This is a genomic window from Polynucleobacter sp. VK25, from assembly GCF_018687355.1.
Taxonomy (GTDB): domain Bacteria; phylum Pseudomonadota; class Gammaproteobacteria; order Burkholderiales; family Burkholderiaceae; genus Polynucleobacter.
Map to the genome: position 1 here is coordinate 1,791,345 of NZ_CP061288.1, position 17,872 is coordinate 1,809,216.

The following is a 17,872-nucleotide window of genomic DNA, read 5'->3' on the forward strand; positions in this document are numbered from 1 at the left end:
TTTAGATGAATATTGGCCCTCACCTCCTCGCAAATAAGTTATTTGTAGCCCCTATGGCTGGGGTAACGGATCGCCCATTTAGGCAGCTTTGTAAGAAATTGGGTGCGGGGTATGCCGTTTCTGAAATGGTGGCCTCCAATGCCCTTCTTTGGAAGAGTGAAAAGACGCAACGTCGCGCTAACCATATTGGTGAATTCAAACCTATTGCAGTCCAAATCGCAGGGGCCGATCCAGCGATGATGGCGGCGGCGGCAAAAATCAACGTAGATCACGGCGCCCAGATTATCGATATCAATATGGGATGCCCCGCTAAGAAAGTGTGCAATGTTGCAGCTGGCTCAGCATTACTTCGCGATGAACCCTTAGTGCAACAAATCCTCGAAGCCGTAGTGAATGCTGTTGGCGTCGGACCAGATGCTGTGCCCGTTACTTTGAAAATTCGTACGGGCTGGGATCGTGAGCATAAAAATGCCATTGAAATTGCGCGCCTCGCAGAAAAATCGGGCATCTCTATGCTCACTGTTCATGGTCGCACTAGAGCAGATCTGTATCACGGTGAGGCAGAGTATGAAACCATTACTGCAGTCAAAAATAGTGTGGGTATTCCGGTAGTGGCCAATGGCGATATCACCAGCCCAGAAAAGGCGGAGCAAGTTCTAAAAATCACCGGCGCAGATGCCATCATGATTGGTCGCGCCGCTCAAGGTCGTCCTTGGATCTTCCGTGAAATCAATCACTATCTCGAAACAGGGGGCAAGCTACCAACCCCCGAGATCAATGAGATCCAAGCCATTATGAATGCACATCTTCTAGACCATTACGAGTTCTATGGAGAACATATTGGCCTGCGTACTGCTCGCAAGCATATTGGCTGGTACTGCAAAGGTTTGCGTGACTCCCATGCTTTCCGCCAACGTATGAATACCGCTGATGACTGCAGAACCCAACTTCAAATGGTCAATGATTATTTTGATGAGATGAAATCCCATTCTGACCGCTTGTTATTTTTAGAGGCGGCGTAGTTCTGCCTTGATTTAATTCTCTAGTTTTATTTTTATTATTTTAGTTTTTGTATCGATAGATTGTTATGACCAATAAGCACCCAATTACCGAATGTATTGAAACCCAATTGCAGGGTTATCTGAATGACCTCAAGGGAACAGCACCGACCGATATCTATCAAATGGTATTAGCTGTGGTTGAAAAACCCATGCTGGAATTGGTAATGCAACATGCCAAACAAAACCAATCATTAGCAGCACAGTATCTTGGTATTAATCGCAATACGCTTCACAAGAAACTCGTTGAGCATCAACTGCTGAAGTAATTGCAAATATTACCAATAACAATGCCATTTTTTTAAATTAAGCTCCGAAAACTATGATCCGTACAGCCCTCCTCTCCGTCTCCGATAAAAATGGCATCGTGCCTTTTGCAAAAGCCCTCCATGAGCAAGGTATCAAGCTCATCTCTACTGGAGGTACTGCAAAACTCTTGGCTGAAAATAATCTGCCAGTGGTTGAGGTTTCTTCCTTGACGAAATTTCCGGAGATGCTTGATGGTCGAGTAAAAACCCTCCACCCAATGGTGCATGGTGGTCTATTGGCTCGTAGAGATTTCCCAGAGCATATGGCAGCCTTGAAAGAGCATGGTATCGACACGATTGATATGCTGGTAATCAACCTTTACCCCTTTAATGAGACTGTTGCTAAGGAAAGTTGTTCATTTGAAGATGCGGTTGAGAATATTGATATTGGTGGCCCTGCGATGTTGCGTGCTGCTGCCAAAAATCATCAAGACGTCACTGTGTTGATCTCGCCGGAAGATTACGCTCCAGTGTTGTCGGAAATGAAGGCAAATAAGAATGTTGTTTCATATAAAACTAATTTAGCTTTGGCAAAAAAAGTATTTGCACATACCGCTCAATATGATGGCGCAATTGCAAACTATCTCTCGGCTTTGGGTGATGATTTAGATCACAAAGCCCGCTCCGCTTATCCAGAAACTTTGCATCTTGCCTTTGAAAAAGTTCAAGAGATGCGTTACGGTGAAAATCCACACCAATCTGCGGCGTTCTACAAAGACATCTATCCAGTAGACGGCGCGCTAGCCAATTACAAACAGTTACAAGGAAAAGAGCTTTCCTATAACAATATTGCTGATGCTGATTCTGCTTGGGAATGCGTCAAGAGCTTTACTGGCAATGCCGGTGGCGCTGCCGCGTGCGTAATCATCAAGCACGCCAACCCTTGTGGTGTAGCCGTTGGTGCATCAGCACTGGAGGCTTATCAAAAAGCGTTTAAAACTGATCCAAGCTCAGCCTTTGGTGGCATTATTGCCTTTAACGTTCCTTGTGACGGCACTGCAGCCGAAGCCATCTCCAAGCAATTTGTGGAGGTGTTGATTGCCCCTAGCTTTAGCGATGAAGCCAAAGCAATCTTTGCTGCAAAACAAAATGTTCGCCTTTTAGAGATTCCATTAGGCACTGCATTTAATACATTTGATTTCAAACGCGTTGGTGGTGGCTTATTAGTGCAATCTCCAGATGCCAAAAATGTTCTCGAAAGTGAAATGCGTGTTGTTAGCAAGCGCCTACCCACTCCAAGCGAAATGCATGACATGATGTTTGCATGGCGTGTTGCTAAGTTTGTTAAATCCAATGCCATTGTTTATTGTGCTAACGGCATGACCCTCGGAATCGGCGCTGGCCAAATGAGCCGTGTTGACTCTGCGCGCATGGCCAGCATCAAGGCTGAGAACGCTGGCTTAAGTCTTACAGGCTCTGCCGTAGCAAGCGATGCCTTCTTCCCATTCCGTGATGGCTTAGATGTCGTTGTGAACGGTGGCGCAAGCTGTGCAATCCAACCAGGTGGCAGCATGCGTGATGATGAAATCATTGCAGCAGCAAATGAGCATGGTATTGCCATGATCTTTACAGGCACCCGTCACTTCCGTCACTAATCAAACAGAAATTAACAAACAAACTCATGCGCTGGATAGGAATCGACCCAGGTTTACGGACTACCGGTTTTGGAGTCATTGATGTCGATGGCCAAAAGCTGACTTACGTCGCCTCTGGGACGATTGAAAGTGGCGATCCAGCCAAAGGCTTACCTGAGCGCTTAGGCGCTCTTTATGCAGGCGTTAAGGAAGTTCTCGAGACCTATCGCCCAGAGTCTGCTGCAATTGAAGAGGTCTTCTTAAACGTTAATCCTCGTTCGACACTAATGTTGGGTCAGGCACGGGGCGCTGTCATTGCTGCTCTAGTATCCGAAAAACTGCCCGTCGCTGAATACAGCGCCCTGAGAGTCAAACAAGCCATTGTGGGTACGGGCCGAGCAGCTAAGCCGCAGGTACAGGAAATGGTGAAGCGCCTTCTCAGATTGAATCGCGCCCCAGGAACTGACGCCTCTGATGCGCTGGGTGTTGCCATTTGCGCCGCCCATCACGCACAAATACCTAAAGCAATTACTGCTGCCTTAGCACCCAAGAAACGCAGCAAGTAAAAATACACATCACAGGTTAAGATCTCTACATGATTGGTCGCATTCAAGGTACTCTCGTTTCAGTTCACCCTCCTCGTTTATTAGTGGATTGCCAAGGCATTGGTTATGAGGTTGATGTGCCTATGAGCACTTTGTATCAATTGCCCCAGGCTGGTCAAAAAATTACTTTACTGACGCACTTCCAGGTTCGCGAAGATGCGCAACAATTATTTGGCTTTGCGACTGAGACTGAGCGTGAAGCTTTTAGACAACTCATCAAGATTAGCGGTGTTGGCTCCCGCACTGCATTGGCTGTTCTTTCCGGCATGAGCGTTAATGAACTAGCTCAAGCAATTGCCCTTCAAGAAGCAGGGCGACTTACTCAAGTGCCTGGTATCGGCAAGAAAACTGCTGAACGTCTCTGCCTAGAACTCAAAGGCAAGCTCGCTCCAGACCTAGGTATCACAGGTGGTAAACCTCAGGCGATTGAAGCTAGCAGCGAAGTATTGCAAGCACTCTTGGCTTTAGGTTACTCAGAAAAAGAAGCTCTTCTCGCCCTCAAACAAATCCCTCCTGACACTTCGGTATCCGATGGTATCCGCATGGGATTGAAGTACCTTTCAAAGCCATAAAACCACTACACTTGCAGCATGGCAATTCATACAGACGACCTTAGCTCTATCCCCGAAGATTTACCGGAGAATAATGACCGCATTGTGAGTGGTTCAGCCGGTAATGCTGAAGCCGTCTTTGAAAGAGCGCTGCGCCCCAAACAACTCGATGAATACGTCGGTCAAACAAAGGCACGTGCCCAATTAGAAATTTTTATTAGCGCAACGAGAGCGCGCCAAGAAGCCCTAGATCATGTTCTTTTATTTGGCCCTCCAGGACTTGGTAAAACTACCTTAGCCCATATCATTGCCAGAGAACTTGGCGTGAACTTACGTCAAACGAGCGGTCCCGTCCTAGACAGGCCGGGCGATCTTGCTGCCTTACTCACCAATCTAGAAGAAAACGATGTTCTATTTATTGATGAGATTCATCGTCTATCCCCGGTAGTAGAGGAAATTCTGTATCCAGCACTTGAGGACTACAGCCTAGATATCATGATTGGTGAAGGTCCCGCAGCACGCAGCGTAAAGATTGATCTCAAGCCTTTCACACTCATTGGTGCAACTACACGAGCTGGAATGCTAACAAATCCATTGCGCGATCGCTTTGGTATTGTGGCTAGACTCGAGTTCTACACCGCAGAAGAGCTCACTAAGATCATTAATCGTTCAGCCAGCTTGCTTAAGGCTGATATTGACCCAGAAGGGTCCGTTGAAATTGCAAAGCGTGCGCGTGGCACTCCGCGTATTGCCAATCGCCTATTGCGCCGTGTACGTGACTATGCAGAAGTCAAAGGTACCGGCACGATTACCAAAGCTATGGCGGATGCGGCACTGAAGATGCTCGATGTGGATCCAAGTGGCTTTGATGTGATGGACAGAAAACTCTTGGAAGCTATCTTGCACAAGTTTGATGGCGGTCCAGTGGGTATTGATAATTTGGCAGCAGCCATCGGTGAAGAGCGCGACACGATTGAAGATGTTTTAGAGCCATACTTAATTCAGCAAGGTTACCTACAAAGAACCTCAAGAGGCCGAGTAGCAACCCGCCAGGCTTATGAGCACTTTGGGTTAACCCCGCCAAGCGGCAGTGCTAGCTTAGATATTTAAGCTAGGGTCACTTTAGCAAACTTACGTTTGCCCACTTGTACTACGTAAGTACCAGCCTCAACCTTAAGCTGCTTATCAGCAATCGTCGCACCATCAATCTTCACGCCGTTTTGCTCAATATTGCGATTAGCTTCTGATGTTGATGGAGCTAAGCCAGCAGCCTTCAAGAGATTAGCGATTTGCATTGGAGCACCAGAAAGGTTTACTTCTGGAATATCTTCCGGCACGCCACCCTTAGCGCGATGGTTAAAGTCTTCTAAAGCTTTTTCTGCAGCGGCTTGCGAATGAAAGCGGGCAACGATTTCTTGTGCGAGTAGCACTTTGCAATCTTTTGGATTGCGGCCTGCAGCAACTTCTTGCTTCATCAAATCAATCTCAGCCATTGGCCGGAATGACAGTAATGTGAAGTAATCCCACATCAATTCATCGGAGATGCTCAAAAGCTTGCCGAACATCTCGCCAGCAGGCTCGCTGATGCCTATGTAGTTACCTTTGGACTTACTCATTTTGTCCACGCCATCTAAACCAACCAGCAGTGGCATCGTCAAAATACATTGTGGCTCTTGGCCATACTCACGTTGGAGCTCACGCCCAACCAAGAGATTAAATTTTTGATCAGTGCCACCAAGCTCTAAGTCACTCTTCAAGGCAACAGAGTCATAACCCTGCATCAACGGATACAAGAACTCATGTACAGAGATAGGCACACCACTGCGATAGCGTTTTGTAAAGTCATCGCGCTCTAACATTTGTGCAACGGTATATCTCGCTGCCAACTGAATCATGCCACGCGCGCCCAAAGGATCGCACCACTCACTGTTGTAGCGTACTTCAGTCTTAGAGGGATCGAGCACCATGCTCGCTTGGCGGTAGTATGTTTCAGCATTGACAGCAATCTCTTCTGCAGTCAATGGAGGGCGAGTTGCATTACGACCTGATGGATCACCAATCATGCTGGTGAAGTCGCCGATCAAGAAAATAACGGTATGGCCTAAATCTTGTAACTGACGTAACTTATTCAAGACAACGGTATGGCCTAGATGAATATCAGGCGCCGTAGGATCTAACCCTAATTTAATTCTGAGTGGGGTCTTGGTAGCCTGGCTACGCGCTAACTTCTGAACCCAGTCTGCCTCAACCAATAGCTCATCACAGCCACGCTTAGTGACTTCGAGTGCCGCGTAGACTTCAGGGGTCAAAGGATATTTTTGTTCTGGTTTAGCCGTCATGCTGATTCGGATTGCTGATTCAGTTAAATTAGTAGTTAAATTGCTAAAGCATAATTGTCGCATTCCTGAGAGCTACATGAACAAACCCTATTCCTTCTATATTGGCCTAATGTCTGGCACCAGCCTAGACGGGATCGATGCCGTTCTAGCCAAGATAGGGCCCAATGGAGAAACTAGCGCCTTAGACGCTGTTAGCACCCCATTCTCACCAGAGCTTCGCAAGGCTTTATCTGAGCTCCAAAGCCCTGGTCCTAACGAGCTCCACCGGGAAAAACAGGCGGGTAATACCTTAGCTTTGGCTTATGCAGAAGCCGTCAATCAGCTGCTCGAAAAGGCTCAGCTTCAGCCCTCTGATATCACTGCTATTGGAGCGCATGGTCAGACCATTCGCCACCAACCACATCTAGGTGAAATGGCATACACACACCAAACCCTGAACCCTGCTCTTTTGGCAGAAAAGACTGGCATCGATGTTATTGCTGACTTCAGAAGTCGGGATTTAGCTGCTGGTGGACATGGTGCGCCTTTGGTCCCCGCATTTCATGCGCAGCAATTTGTAGAAGATAAACATTTAGCGATTCTCAATATTGGTGGCATCGCTAATCTGACCTTACTTCCCAAGAATGGTGAAGTCACTGGTTTTGATTGCGGCCCAGGAAATATGCTGATGGATGCTTGGATACATGAGCATCAAGGCAATGCATTTGATGAAAATGGTCACTGGGCATTGCAGGGTAAAGTAAATGAATTATTACTAGCAAGGATGTTGACAGATCCATTCTTTGCAAAAGCACCACCCAAGAGCACTGGCAGAGATGATTTTCATCTTACTTGGTTGCAAGAAAAAATTAGCAATGAAAATTATCTCTCCGAGGATGTACAGGCTACTCTGCTTCATTTAACAGCGCACTCAGCTCTCGAGGCTTTGGTAAACCACGCCCCGCAAACCCAGAAGCTGATTGTCTGTGGGGGCGGCGCTCGAAATAATGCACTCATGAATTTATTCAAAGTGAAGTCGCAGCACTTCTTTAAACAGTCATTAGAAATCACAACTAGTGATGCTGCTGGGGTTGATCCACAGCTAGTAGAAGGCCTCGCTTTTGCATGGCTTGCTTGGGCCCATAAAGAAAAACGGCCAGCAAATTTGCCAGCCGTTACGGGAGCGAAAGGTCCTAGAGTCCTAGGCGCTTGCTATCCAGCTTAATTAAGCAGAGAACGAAGATCCGCAGCCGCAAGTAGTTTGCGCATTTGGATTCTTAATCACAAACTGTGATCCGTTGATGTCTTCTTTGTAATCAATCTCAGCACCAACTAAATATTGGAAGCTCATTGAATCTACTAATAAAGTAACGCCATTCTTCTCAAAGAGAGTGTCGTCTTCATTCACAGCATCATCAAATGTGAAGCCATACTGAAATCCTGAGCAACCGCCACCTTGTACGAATACGCGCAATTTCAACTCTGGATTACCTTCTTCAGCAATCAAGTCCGCCACTTTCGCAGCAGCGCTATCCGTGAACACCAATGGGGTTGGTGGCTCAGCTAAATCTTGTGCAGGTTGTGTAGCTAATTCGGTCATGATTTACTCCCAATTCAAAAGGCAATATCTTATTTTAGGCTTTTAATGGCCAGTTTGCTGAAGGGGTATTCCTTGTGAAATTAAGGAGATACAGCAATCTGGGTGAGGCCCGTAGTCTCTGGGAGGCCAAACATGAGGTTCATACACTGGACTCCCTGACCTGAAGCGCCTTTCACCAAATTGTCTTCCACCACCAAAATAACTAAAGTATCACCGCCGCCTGGACGATGAATCGCAATCCGAATGCCATTGCTACCCCGTACAGAGCGTGTTTCTGGGTGACTACCAGCCGGCATCACATCCACAAAAGACTCATCTTTGTAGAAATTCTCATAAAGCTTCTGGTAGTCGACATCTTTACCTGCATCCATCAATCGCACGTAAAGCGTTGAATGAATTCCTCTAATCATCGGCGTCAGGTGCGGCACAAAGGTCAAACCAATCTGATCATGACCAGCAATGGCTTTTAAGCCCTGCTCGATTTCAGGAAGATGACGGTGGCCTTTAACGCTATAGGCTTTAAAGTTATCAGCCGCTTCAGACAACAGTGTGCCGATCTCCGCCTTACGCCCAGCGCCAGAAGTTCCTGACTTTGAGTCAGAAATAATGTGATTGCCATCGATCAGTTGTTTGCCACCAGTTGATTTAGGTGACAGTAATGGCGCGAGCCCAAGCTGCACTGAGGTTGGATAGCAGCCCGCTAAACCCACTACGCGCGCCTTCTTAATGACATCACGATTGATCTCTGGCAAGCCATAAACAGCCTCAGCCAAAATTTCTGGGCAGCCATGCTCCATGCCATACCACTTGGAAAATTCTTTAACATCTTTGAGACGGAAGTCTGCAGCAAGATCCAAAATCTTCACATTATTGGCGAGCAATTCCTTTGCTTGCGCCATGGCAACGCCATGTGGGGTTGCAAAGAACACAACATCACACTCATTAAGCTTGGCTTCGTCAGGTGTTGTAAATTTCAGTGAGACACGGCCACGTAAAGATGGAAACATATCAGCAACTGGCATGCCAGCTTCTGTACGAGAAGTAATTGCAGTGAGCTCTACTTCGGGATGCTGTGCCAATAAACGCAACAACTCCACTCCGGTATATCCAGTGCCACCTACGATGCCAACTTTAATCATGCCATTCTCCAAAATGCCGAATATGTGAAGTTTCTTTTAAAACTTCTGAATACCTCAATTGTAGAAACAAAAAGGGCCGCTTGCGCGACCCTTTCGATAAAACTTGAGCGACTGAAAGAATTAGCGCTTGCTGAACTGCTTACGACGACGCGCGCCGTGCAGACCAACTTTTTTACGCTCAACTTCACGAGCATCGCGAGTTACCAAGCCTGCTTTAGACAGGGCTGGCTTCAAGGCGTTGTCGTAGTCGATCAATGCACGAGTAACACCGTGGCGAACCGCACCAGCTTGGCCAGTTTCACCGCCACCAGAAACGTTTACTTTGATATCAAAGGTCGTTAAGTGGGCTGTGAGAGCCAAAGGCTGACGAGCGATCATGCGTGATGTCTCACGAGCAAAATATGCATCGATAGGCTTACCATTAACAATGATTTCGCCTTTGCCAGATTTAATGAATACGCGCGCAACAGAACTCTTGCGGCGACCAGTACCGTAATTCCAATTTCCGTAATTAATAGCCATTTGGTTTCCTTAAATCTCTAACGCTTTTGGCTGTTGAGCCGCATGCGGATGATTGGCGTCGCCGTAGACTTTTAATTTCTTAATCATGGCATAGCCTAGTGGGCCTTTTGGCAACATACCCTTCACAGCCTTCTCCAAAGCGCGACCTGGGAAACGGTCTTGCATCTTGTCGAAGTTAGTCGAGCTAATACCACCTGGGTATCCGCTGTGACGGTAATAAATTTTGTTCAAGCCTTTTGTGCCTGTGACACGGAGCTTAGAAGAATTGATAACGACAATAAAGTCGCCAGTATCAACGTGTGGGGTGTATTCAGGCTTGTGCTTGCCGCGTAGACGGAGTGCCACTTCACTGGCGACACGACCGAGGACTTTGTCCGTAGCGTCAATCACGAACCATTCATGCACTACCTCATGGGATTTTGCAGAAAAAGTTTTCATGATTTCTCAAATTGTTATGGTCAAAAAAAATTACTCCAACCAAACTACGTCCACCTTGGCCCTGCTTATGTTTGCAAGCTCGCAGATTCTGCAATTTAACTGGTACAACAAATTACCGCTGACCGGCTCGGTAATTCAGTAAAGCCTTGAATTGTAACCTAAAAAAAACCCAGGAACGAGTCCTGGGTTGGAATCCACCTATGTTTGGGTGGAGGAGACACTGGGAGGTAAGTCGCAGTCTTATACAAGACTGACTACCAATATGGTTATTCTACACAAGGAGCATGGTGCAACGCAAGAATATTGACCAAAATCAATATTTTTATGTTGCTGTGCAGCAACTTAGTTTCCCTTAAAATAGGTAAACTATTGATAATATTGATTAATTTAGTAAGTTAGGGGTCACTAATAATGGAATGTCGAGTAAGTTGGTTGGGTAATGGCGGGATGGCTTTTTCTGCAGAAACTGGCAGTGGCCACCTTGTAAACATGGATGGCGCCCCTGAAGCAGGTGGCAGAAACCTGGCTCCAAGGCCAATGGAACTGCTATTAGCGGGCGCGGGCGGTTGCTCAGCCTTTGATGTAGTTTTAATCCTACAGAGGGCCCGTCAGGCTATTAGCGGCTGTGAAGTGGCTCTCCAAGCGGAAAGGGCCGCAGAAGACCCCAAAGTCTTCACTAAGATCAATTTGCACTTCATCGTTAAGGGCAAAGATCTGGATCAGGCAAAGGTAGATCGCGCCGTTAAGCTGTCTCATGAAAAGTATTGCTCAGCCACAACCATGTTGGCCAAAACTGCAGAACTGACTTACAGCGTCGAAATCATTTCAGAATAAGTGCAGAGTCAATCGATAAGCCGGATTCTGTCGCCTAGATTTGCATCTAGGGGCAATCATTCCTCTAGGCCGGCAGTTACCTGACGGCTCAAGCTCCCTACCCGCAGACTCAGCGGGACGCCTCATCGCCTGCTTACTTGGGATTGCTCCAGGTGGAGGTTACCGCGTTTCACCGTAACTAAATACGCTCGTCTCTGTGGCCCTATTCCTCACGTCGCCGTGGATGGCCGTTAGCCATCACCCTTCCCTATGGAGTCCGGACTTTCCTCCCCCTCAATAAAGAGGCGGCGATTGCCCAATTGACTCTGCGACTGCAGTCTAACGCAGTCAGGAGAATTTGGCCAAGAAACGAATGTTTTGAGTTTTTAAACGAGTGACCAGGCGATGGTTTCGCCGGCACGTAATGGAACGATAGTGGCATCACCCAATGGCAATTCAGCGGGGATGCTTTGCGGCTGCTTTACCAAAGTAATTGTTTTGCTATTACGCGGTAATGAATAGAAGTCTGGGCCAAAGAAGCTTGCAAAGCCTTCCAATTTATCCAGCTTGCCAACGCTCTCAAATGCTTCGGCATATAAACCCAATGCATTAAAAGCACTATAGCAACCCGCACAACCACAAGCAGCCTCTTTGGCGCCCTTCGCATGAGGCGCACTATCCGTGCCCAAGAAGAAGCGAACGTTACCACTAGTAGCTGCCTCTAATAAAGCAACGCGATGTTCTTCGCGCTTAAGCACTGGCAAACAGTAATTATGCGGACGAATACCGCCAGCAAAAATTGCATTGCGATTCATCAACAAATGTTGTGGAGTAATCGTTGCCGCAATCGTATTTTTTCCATCTGTCACTGCATCACGTACATAGTGAGCAGCTTGTTTGGTAGTAATGTGCTCAAACACAATCTTGAGTTCGGGAAATTTTTTGCGTAACGGCTCTAATACCGTGTCAATAAATACCGCTTCACGATCAAAGATATCAATATCAGCATGCGTCACTTCACCATGAACAAGTAAGGGCATTCCGACTGCTTGCATTGCCTCTAATGCAGCATGGCAATGCTTAAGATCGCTGACTCCAGCATCGCTATTGGTAGTTGCACCCGCAGGGTATAACTTAAAACCGACAATGCCTGCGGCCTTGGCCTTACGTACTTCATCAGCAGAAGTATTGTTGGTGAGATACAAGGTCATCAAAGGAGTAAAGCTAGTGATGCCTAAGGCATTCAGGTTTGCCTGAATACGCTCTTGATAAGCCTTAGCCAAATCTACTGTTGTCACAGGGGGCTTAAGGTTCGGCATGATGATGGCGCGTGCAAATTCACGCGCAGTGTCTGCCAACACATCCTTCATGACTTCGCCATCGCGAATATGTAAATGCCAATCGTCTGGTTGAATCAATTGAATTTGGGTAGGGCTATTGGACATATTATTTTTCTAGCAAGATGATGCGGAAATCATTCACATTAGTAAGTGTAGGGCCAGTTTCCACTAAAGCACGTAATTCTGCAAAAAAGCCATAACAATCATGTGCCAATAAGAATGGCTCTGGTGAAAGATCGTTGCTCTGGCTAGCTTCACGCACCCCACCATCAAACCAGGCTCCTGCATTTTTCTCGCTGCCATCAATACCATCGGTATCAGCCGCTAAAGCTGCAATATTGGGCAAATCAGAACTAGCCACAAACAGGGAGAGTAAATATTCGCTACAGCGGCCACCACGTCCTTGAATGCCTGCCGGAATAGTTACCGTACATTCACCACCAGAAATCAGGGCAAGCGGTTTACCAATCCCCTTCTTCACATAGTCGCGAACTAAGGCAGCCTGTTCAATGCCGACCTCTCGCGCCTCTCCAGTAATCGTATCGCCCAGAATTATTGGTTCGTAACCTTGAGTACGAATATAGTCGGCAGAAGCTTCTAAGCTTTTGTAAGCAGTTGCAATCACATGATTAGCCACTTGCGCATCCACTAAATCAGCATCTTTCAGAGTCTCGGGCTTTTCTCCAGATAATCCTTGCTTGAGATGACTCAACACTGATGCCGGAATAGAGGACCCATCTAAATCATATTTTTCTAAAATATTGAGCGCATCTAAATAGGTAGAGTAATCGGCAGCACAGGGACCGCTAGCGATATCTGCAGGTGAATCACCTGTTACATCAGAAATTAATAGCGCCTCTACTCGTGCGCCACGCGCAATCGCAACTCTAGCTAGGTTGCCACCTAAGATTGCAGATAAATGTTTACGTACTACATTCATTTCTTCAATAGGCGCACCACTTCGCAAGAGTGCTTCTGTGGTCTTGCGCATATCATCAATAGAGATCCCCTCTTGCGGCAAGGTGAGCAGGCTGGAGCCTCCACCAGATACTAGAGCAATCAATACGTCACCCTGCTTAAGCTGTTTAGTTAGCGCCAAAACCTCCTTGGCCCCATCCATGCCCGCCTGATCAGGTACTGGATGCCCTGCTTCAACAATTTTGATATGACTTGTTGGCGAGTTGTGCCCGTAACGCGTAAGCACAACCCCCTCTATTTTCACTTGCGGCCAGTACACCTTTGCATATACCTCTAATGCGCTCGCCATGGATGCGCTAGCCTTTCCTGCGCCAACCACTAAGCATCTACCTGTAGGCTCTTGCCCCTTTGGAAATATCTTTGCCAAGTATTGAGGAACAATAACTTGCGGATCCGCTACAGCAACTGCAGCAGAAAAAGCATTCTTAAGAACTGTTTCTTTATTTACTGACATAGAGGTGAAAAAATAATCTGCGTGATCAAGCTATTCTAATCAAGGGCGGCACGCTCTTGCATCTGCCACATCTCGGCATACTTACCATGATGAGAAAGTAGTTCTGAATGGGTTCCTCGCTCGACAATCTGTCCATGATCCATCACCAAGATTTGATCCGCATGAATAATGGTTGATAGTCGATGAGCAATGATAAGGGTTGTACGGTTCTTAGCCAGACCTAACAGCTCATCCTGAAAGGCGCGCTCAGTTTTCGAATCCAGTGCTGAGGTAGCCTCATCAAAAATCAACATAGCAGGCTTCTTGAGAAGTGTTCTCGCAATCGCCACGCGCTGCTTCTCGCCACCCGAGAGTTTTAGGCCTCGCTCTCCCACTTGAGTGTCATATCCATCAGGTAAGCGCTTAATAAAGCTGTCGATTTGGGCTGCCCTAGCCGCTTCGTGCACCTCTTCAATGGTAGCCGAGGGATCACCATAGGCAATGTTGTAGCCAATCGTGTCATTAAACAGAACGGTATCCTGCGGCACAATGCCAATTGCCTTGCGCAAGCTAGCCTGTGTCACGTCCCGAATGTTCTGTCCATCGATCAGAATTTCTCCTGTTTGAACATCATAGAAACGGAACAGCAATCTGGCCAGGGTGCTCTTGCCAGCACCGCTTTGACCTACTACTGCAGTTATCGTCCCAGCAGGAATATTGAAGCTCACATCACGCAGAATTTCACGCTTAGCCTCGTAGTGAAATGACACATTCTCAAATCGCACATCAGGGCCATGGCCATGATTTTGAACCTGCAGTATTTTCGCATCAGGGGAATCAGCAATTTCTTTATCGGTATTGAGTAAAGAGAACATGCGATCCATATCGGTTAATGACTGCTTAATCTCACGATAAATCACCCCCAAAAAATTGAGGGGTATATAAAGCTGAATCATCAAGGTGTTGACCAGAACCAAATCACCCAAGGTCATCGTGCCATTGACTACGCCTACCGTAGCGCGCCATAGAATCAACATCAGACCAATTGCAATGATGATCTGTTGACCAAGATTTAGGAAGGCCAAGGTCTTTTGTGACTTTACTGCAGCCGCTTGATAGCGCAGCAAATTTTCATCGTAACGGCTAGCCTCAAAGGCTTCGTTACCAAAATACTTCACCGTCTCAAAGTTTAATAGTGAATCAATTGCCTTTTGATTTGCCTTTGAATCCATATCGTTCATGGTGCGGCGATAGTGTGTGCGCCACTCTGTCACCACTACTGTGAAAGCAATATAAAGAACTAAAGCAATGAATGTAATTGCGGCAAACCAAATATCGTACGAATAGGCTAGGTAGCCCAACACCAAACAAAACTCGATTAATGTTGGCAGGATGCTATAGAGCGAGTATGAAATCAGCGACTGAATGCCGCGCGTACCACGCTCAATGTCTCTGCTCACACCACCAGTCTGGCGAGCTAGATGAAAGCTGAGTGCCAAAGAATGCAAATGCTCAAATACCTGGAGTGCTACTTTGCGAACAGCGTTCTGAGTTACCTTAGCAAACAAGGCTTCACGTAATTCTGCAAATACAGATGCAGAAATTCTTAATAAACCATAGGCCAGAATAATTCCTAGAGGCACAATCAAAAGTGCTTGAGGCGAGCTAGCCTTGATGTCTAAAGAGTCGATTAACTCTTTCATGACAATTGGGATGCCTAAATTGGCAACCTTAGCGGCAACTAAGCAGCCCAGGGCAATCAATACCCGAAAGCGATACTCCAGAAGATAAGGGAGAAGATCACGAATAACACGCCAATCACTCCGCCCTGGTGTTTTTGAATCTGCACTACCGTGATGATGCCCTGATGAATGTCTCATCGCTCTATCTTATTCCTAATTCACTATTTGACTGAGCTTAGCTCGCAGAAAATAATTTCAAAATAGCTTCGCCGTTGCTGGGAGAAAAACATTTCTTAGCAGCATCTTCAAATGGCAGCCACTCATAAGCTACATGCTCTCTAGGAGCTAAAGTAACTCCTGTGTCATCAGGAACCTGCAGTGCAAACCAGTGTTCAGTATTACGAGTAACTCCAGGGGCATAACGAAAGCGCCACTCTGGATAGATTTCATATTCGATCTGGTGATGCATATTCTGTAATGCACCGGTTGGCAGCTGATCAACAGCAATGCCTGTTTCTTCAAACACTTCACGGGCGGCTGCCAAAGCCAGATCTTCATCTGGGGCGTCAAGACTACCAGTGACTGATTGCCAGAAGCTCGCGCGATCAGCACGCTCTATTAATAAAACATCCCTATTCGGTTTATAGATAACAACTAAAACCGAAATAGGGATTTTTAAGGTAGGCACTACTTAAGTGACTTTAAGCAGCAGGTGCCGCTTGACGCAAACGGATATGCAACTCACGCAACTGACGCTCATCGACTGGGCTAGGAGCCTGAGTTAATAAACATTGTGCGCGTTGTGTTTTAGGGAAGGCAATCACATCTCGGATTGACTCAGCACCAGTCATCATGGTCACAATGCGATCTAAACCGAAGGCAATACCGCCATGAGGAGGCGCGCCATACTGAAGCGCATCCAATAAGAAACCAAACTTTGCTTGCGCTTCTTCAGCATCAATCTTCAATGCGCGGAATACTTGGCTTTGAACTGCTTCTTGGTGAATACGTACAGAACCGCCACCAATTTCACTTCCATTCAACACCATGTCATACGCTTTAGCTAAGCACTTACCTGGATCAGTCTCCAGATACTTCATGTGTTCGTCTTTAGGGCTAGTGAATGGATGATGGCAAGCAACCCAGCGTGCTTCGCCTTCATCGTAGTCAAACATTGGGAAATCAACTACCCACAATGGCTTCCAACCTTCGGTAAATAGACCATGCGCTTTGCCCCAAGCAGATTGACCAATACGTAAACGTAAATTACCAATCGCATCGTTCACTACTTTTTCTTTATCAGCGCCAAAGAAAATAATGTCGCCATCTTTTGCACCAGTGCGCTTCAAGATGCCTTCAATGGCTGCGTCATGCAAATTCTTAACAATTGGTGACTGCAAGCCATTGCGGCCTTCAGCAACTGAATTGACTTTGATCCAAGCCAAACCTTTAGCGCCATAGATGCTCACAAATTGGGTGTAGTCATCGATTTCGCTACGACTGATTTCAGCGCCGCCAGGTACACATAACCCCACTACACGGCCGCCAACTTGGTTGGCAGCACCTGAAAACACCTTGAAATCAACGTCTTTCATTAAATCAGTTAATTCAGTGAATTCAAAGTTCACACGTAAATCTGGCTTATCAGAGCCAAAACGTGCCATACCCTCGGAATAAGGCATGGTTGGGAATGGGTTAGGCAACTCTACATTCATGGTCTTCTTGAAAATATGACGAATCATGTTTTCAAACAAATCACGAATTTCTAACTCACTTAAGAAAGCAGTTTCACAGTCGATCTGAGTAAATTCAGGTTGACGATCGGCGCGCAAATCTTCGTCGCGGAAACATTTGGTAATTTGATAGTAACGATCAAAGCCAGCCACCATTAACAACTGTTTAAACAATTGTGGCGACTGCGGCAATGCAAAGAACTGACCATCATGTACACGGGATGGCACCAAATAATCACGTGCGCCTTCTGGAGTACTCTTTGTGAGCATCGGTGTTTCGATGTCAATAAAACCAGCATCATCCAAATAACGACGACACTCCATAGCCACGTTGTAACGCAAACGTAAATTCTTTTGCATTTGTGGACGACGTAAATCTAATACGCGATGAGTCAGGCGAGTAGTCTCAGACAAGTTCTCATCATCAATTTGAAATGGTGGAGTGACCGAAGCATTCAGAATCACCAAGCTATGGCAGAGAATCTCCACTTTTCCGCTAACCAAGTCGACGTTCTCAGTTCCAGCAGGACGCGCACGAACGAGACCTTTGATCTGGATGCAGAACTCGCTACGCACTTGCTCAGCAAGGGCAAACATCTCTGGACGATCAGGATCGCAAACAACCTGCACAAAACCTTCGCGGTCACGCAAGTCAATAAAGATAACGCCTCCGTGATCGCGGCGGCGATTAACCCATCCGGAGAGAGTGACCTCTTGACCAATCAGTGAATCGGTTACCTGGCCGCAGGTATGGCTTCGCATCGACATAACAATTTCCTA

General features: G+C 46.7%; 18 protein-coding genes and 1 other RNA gene. 8 read left to right on the forward strand and 11 right to left on the reverse strand.

Features of this window, described 5'->3' with window-relative positions:
* Positions 1–5: 5 nt before the first annotated feature.
* From dusB to ruvB, 6 genes are all read left to right on the forward strand, one after another.
* Positions 6–1,022, forward strand: coding sequence for a tRNA dihydrouridine synthase DusB (dusB, locus tag AOC21_RS08985; protein ID WP_215391648.1), 1,017 nt, complete (start codon positions 6–8; stop codon positions 1,020–1,022).
* A gap of 65 nt (positions 1,023–1,087) precedes the next feature.
* Positions 1,088–1,327 (forward strand): helix-turn-helix domain-containing protein, encoded by a 240-nt coding sequence (locus AOC21_RS08990; RefSeq protein ID WP_068319558.1) that lies wholly within the window; start codon positions 1,088–1,090, stop codon positions 1,325–1,327.
* 53 nt (positions 1,328–1,380) lie between these two features.
* Entirely contained in the window at positions 1,381–2,961 is a 1,581-nt protein-coding gene (purH, locus tag AOC21_RS08995; protein WP_215391649.1) for a bifunctional phosphoribosylaminoimidazolecarboxamide formyltransferase/IMP cyclohydrolase, read from the forward strand.
* A 26-nt stretch (positions 2,962–2,987) separates the two neighbouring features.
* Entirely contained in the window at positions 2,988–3,506 is a 519-nt protein-coding gene (gene ruvC / locus AOC21_RS09000; RefSeq protein WP_215391650.1) for a crossover junction endodeoxyribonuclease RuvC, read from the forward strand.
* Positions 3,507–3,535: 29 nt separating this feature from the next.
* Complete coding sequence (gene ruvA, locus AOC21_RS09005) at positions 3,536–4,117, forward strand: Holliday junction branch migration protein RuvA (RefSeq protein WP_215391651.1); 582 nt, start codon at positions 3,536–3,538, stop codon at positions 4,115–4,117.
* Between the two features lie 18 nt (positions 4,118–4,135).
* Positions 4,136–5,206 carry a Holliday junction branch migration DNA helicase RuvB gene (gene ruvB, locus AOC21_RS09010; RefSeq protein WP_215391652.1) on the forward strand — a complete coding sequence of 357 codons (1,071 nt, stop codon included), beginning with the start codon at positions 4,136–4,138 and terminating at the stop codon, positions 5,204–5,206.
* Here the strand turns inward: ruvB and tyrS are convergent.
* Positions 5,203–6,435: a tyrosine--tRNA ligase gene (gene tyrS / locus AOC21_RS09015; protein WP_215391653.1), complete on the reverse strand. Its 1,233-nt coding sequence runs from the start codon at positions 6,433–6,435 to the stop codon at positions 5,203–5,205. The genes ruvB and tyrS overlap by 4 nt on opposite strands.
* A gap of 76 nt (positions 6,436–6,511) precedes the next feature.
* On the opposite strand from tyrS, the gene AOC21_RS09020 reads away from it, so the two are divergent.
* On the forward strand, positions 6,512–7,639 hold the full coding sequence (locus AOC21_RS09020; RefSeq protein WP_215391654.1) for an anhydro-N-acetylmuramic acid kinase: 1,128 nt from the start codon (positions 6,512–6,514) through the stop codon (positions 7,637–7,639).
* Here the strand turns inward: AOC21_RS09020 and erpA are convergent, their stop codons facing one another.
* The 4 genes from erpA to rplM all read right to left on the reverse strand — a co-directional run bounded on the left by erpA (position 7,640) and on the right by rplM (position 10,113).
* Entirely contained in the window at positions 7,640–8,014 is a 375-nt protein-coding gene (erpA, locus tag AOC21_RS09025) for an iron-sulfur cluster insertion protein ErpA (protein ID WP_068319574.1), read from the reverse strand.
* A gap of 80 nt (positions 8,015–8,094) precedes the next feature.
* Positions 8,095–9,153, reverse strand: a complete 1,059-nt coding sequence (gene argC / locus AOC21_RS09030) for an N-acetyl-gamma-glutamyl-phosphate reductase (RefSeq protein ID WP_215391655.1) — start codon at positions 9,151–9,153, stop codon at positions 8,095–8,097.
* 120 nt (positions 9,154–9,273) lie between these two features.
* Positions 9,274–9,675 (reverse strand): 30S ribosomal protein S9, encoded by a 402-nt coding sequence (gene rpsI / locus AOC21_RS09035; RefSeq protein ID WP_072582726.1) that lies wholly within the window; start codon positions 9,673–9,675, stop codon positions 9,274–9,276.
* Between the two features lie 9 nt (positions 9,676–9,684).
* Positions 9,685–10,113: a 50S ribosomal protein L13 gene (gene rplM, locus AOC21_RS09040; RefSeq protein ID WP_011903721.1), complete on the reverse strand. Its 429-nt coding sequence runs from the start codon at positions 10,111–10,113 to the stop codon at positions 9,685–9,687.
* 411 nt (positions 10,114–10,524) lie between these two features.
* Between rplM and AOC21_RS09045 the strand changes: the two genes are divergently transcribed.
* A complete protein-coding gene (locus AOC21_RS09045) occupies positions 10,525–10,947 on the forward strand; it encodes an OsmC family protein (protein ID WP_215391656.1) in 423 nt (140 codons plus the stop codon).
* Here the strand turns inward: AOC21_RS09045 and rnpB are convergent.
* From rnpB to aspS, 6 genes are all read right to left on the reverse strand, one after another.
* Positions 10,948–11,254: RNase P RNA component class A (rnpB, locus tag AOC21_RS09050), an RNA gene on the reverse strand.
* A 58-nt stretch (positions 11,255–11,312) separates the two neighbouring features.
* The gene (gene pyrC / locus AOC21_RS09055; protein ID WP_215391657.1) at positions 11,313–12,371 is read right to left on the reverse strand and encodes a dihydroorotase; all 1,059 of its coding nucleotides are present in this window, start codon (positions 12,369–12,371) and stop codon (positions 11,313–11,315) included.
* A 1-nt stretch (position 12,372) separates the two neighbouring features.
* Complete coding sequence (locus AOC21_RS09060) at positions 12,373–13,698, reverse strand: glycerate kinase (RefSeq protein ID WP_215391658.1); 1,326 nt, start codon at positions 13,696–13,698, stop codon at positions 12,373–12,375.
* A gap of 35 nt (positions 13,699–13,733) precedes the next feature.
* Entirely contained in the window at positions 13,734–15,557 is a 1,824-nt protein-coding gene (locus AOC21_RS09065) for an ABC transporter ATP-binding protein/permease (protein WP_215391659.1), read from the reverse strand.
* Positions 15,558–15,594: 37 nt separating this feature from the next.
* Complete coding sequence (gene nudB, locus AOC21_RS09070) at positions 15,595–16,047, reverse strand: dihydroneopterin triphosphate diphosphatase (RefSeq protein ID WP_215391660.1); 453 nt, start codon at positions 16,045–16,047, stop codon at positions 15,595–15,597.
* A gap of 13 nt (positions 16,048–16,060) precedes the next feature.
* Positions 16,061–17,860 carry an aspartate--tRNA ligase gene (gene aspS / locus AOC21_RS09075; RefSeq protein WP_215391661.1) on the reverse strand — a complete coding sequence of 600 codons (1,800 nt, stop codon included), beginning with the start codon at positions 17,858–17,860 and terminating at the stop codon, positions 16,061–16,063.
* Between the last annotated feature and the right edge of the window lie 12 nt (positions 17,861–17,872).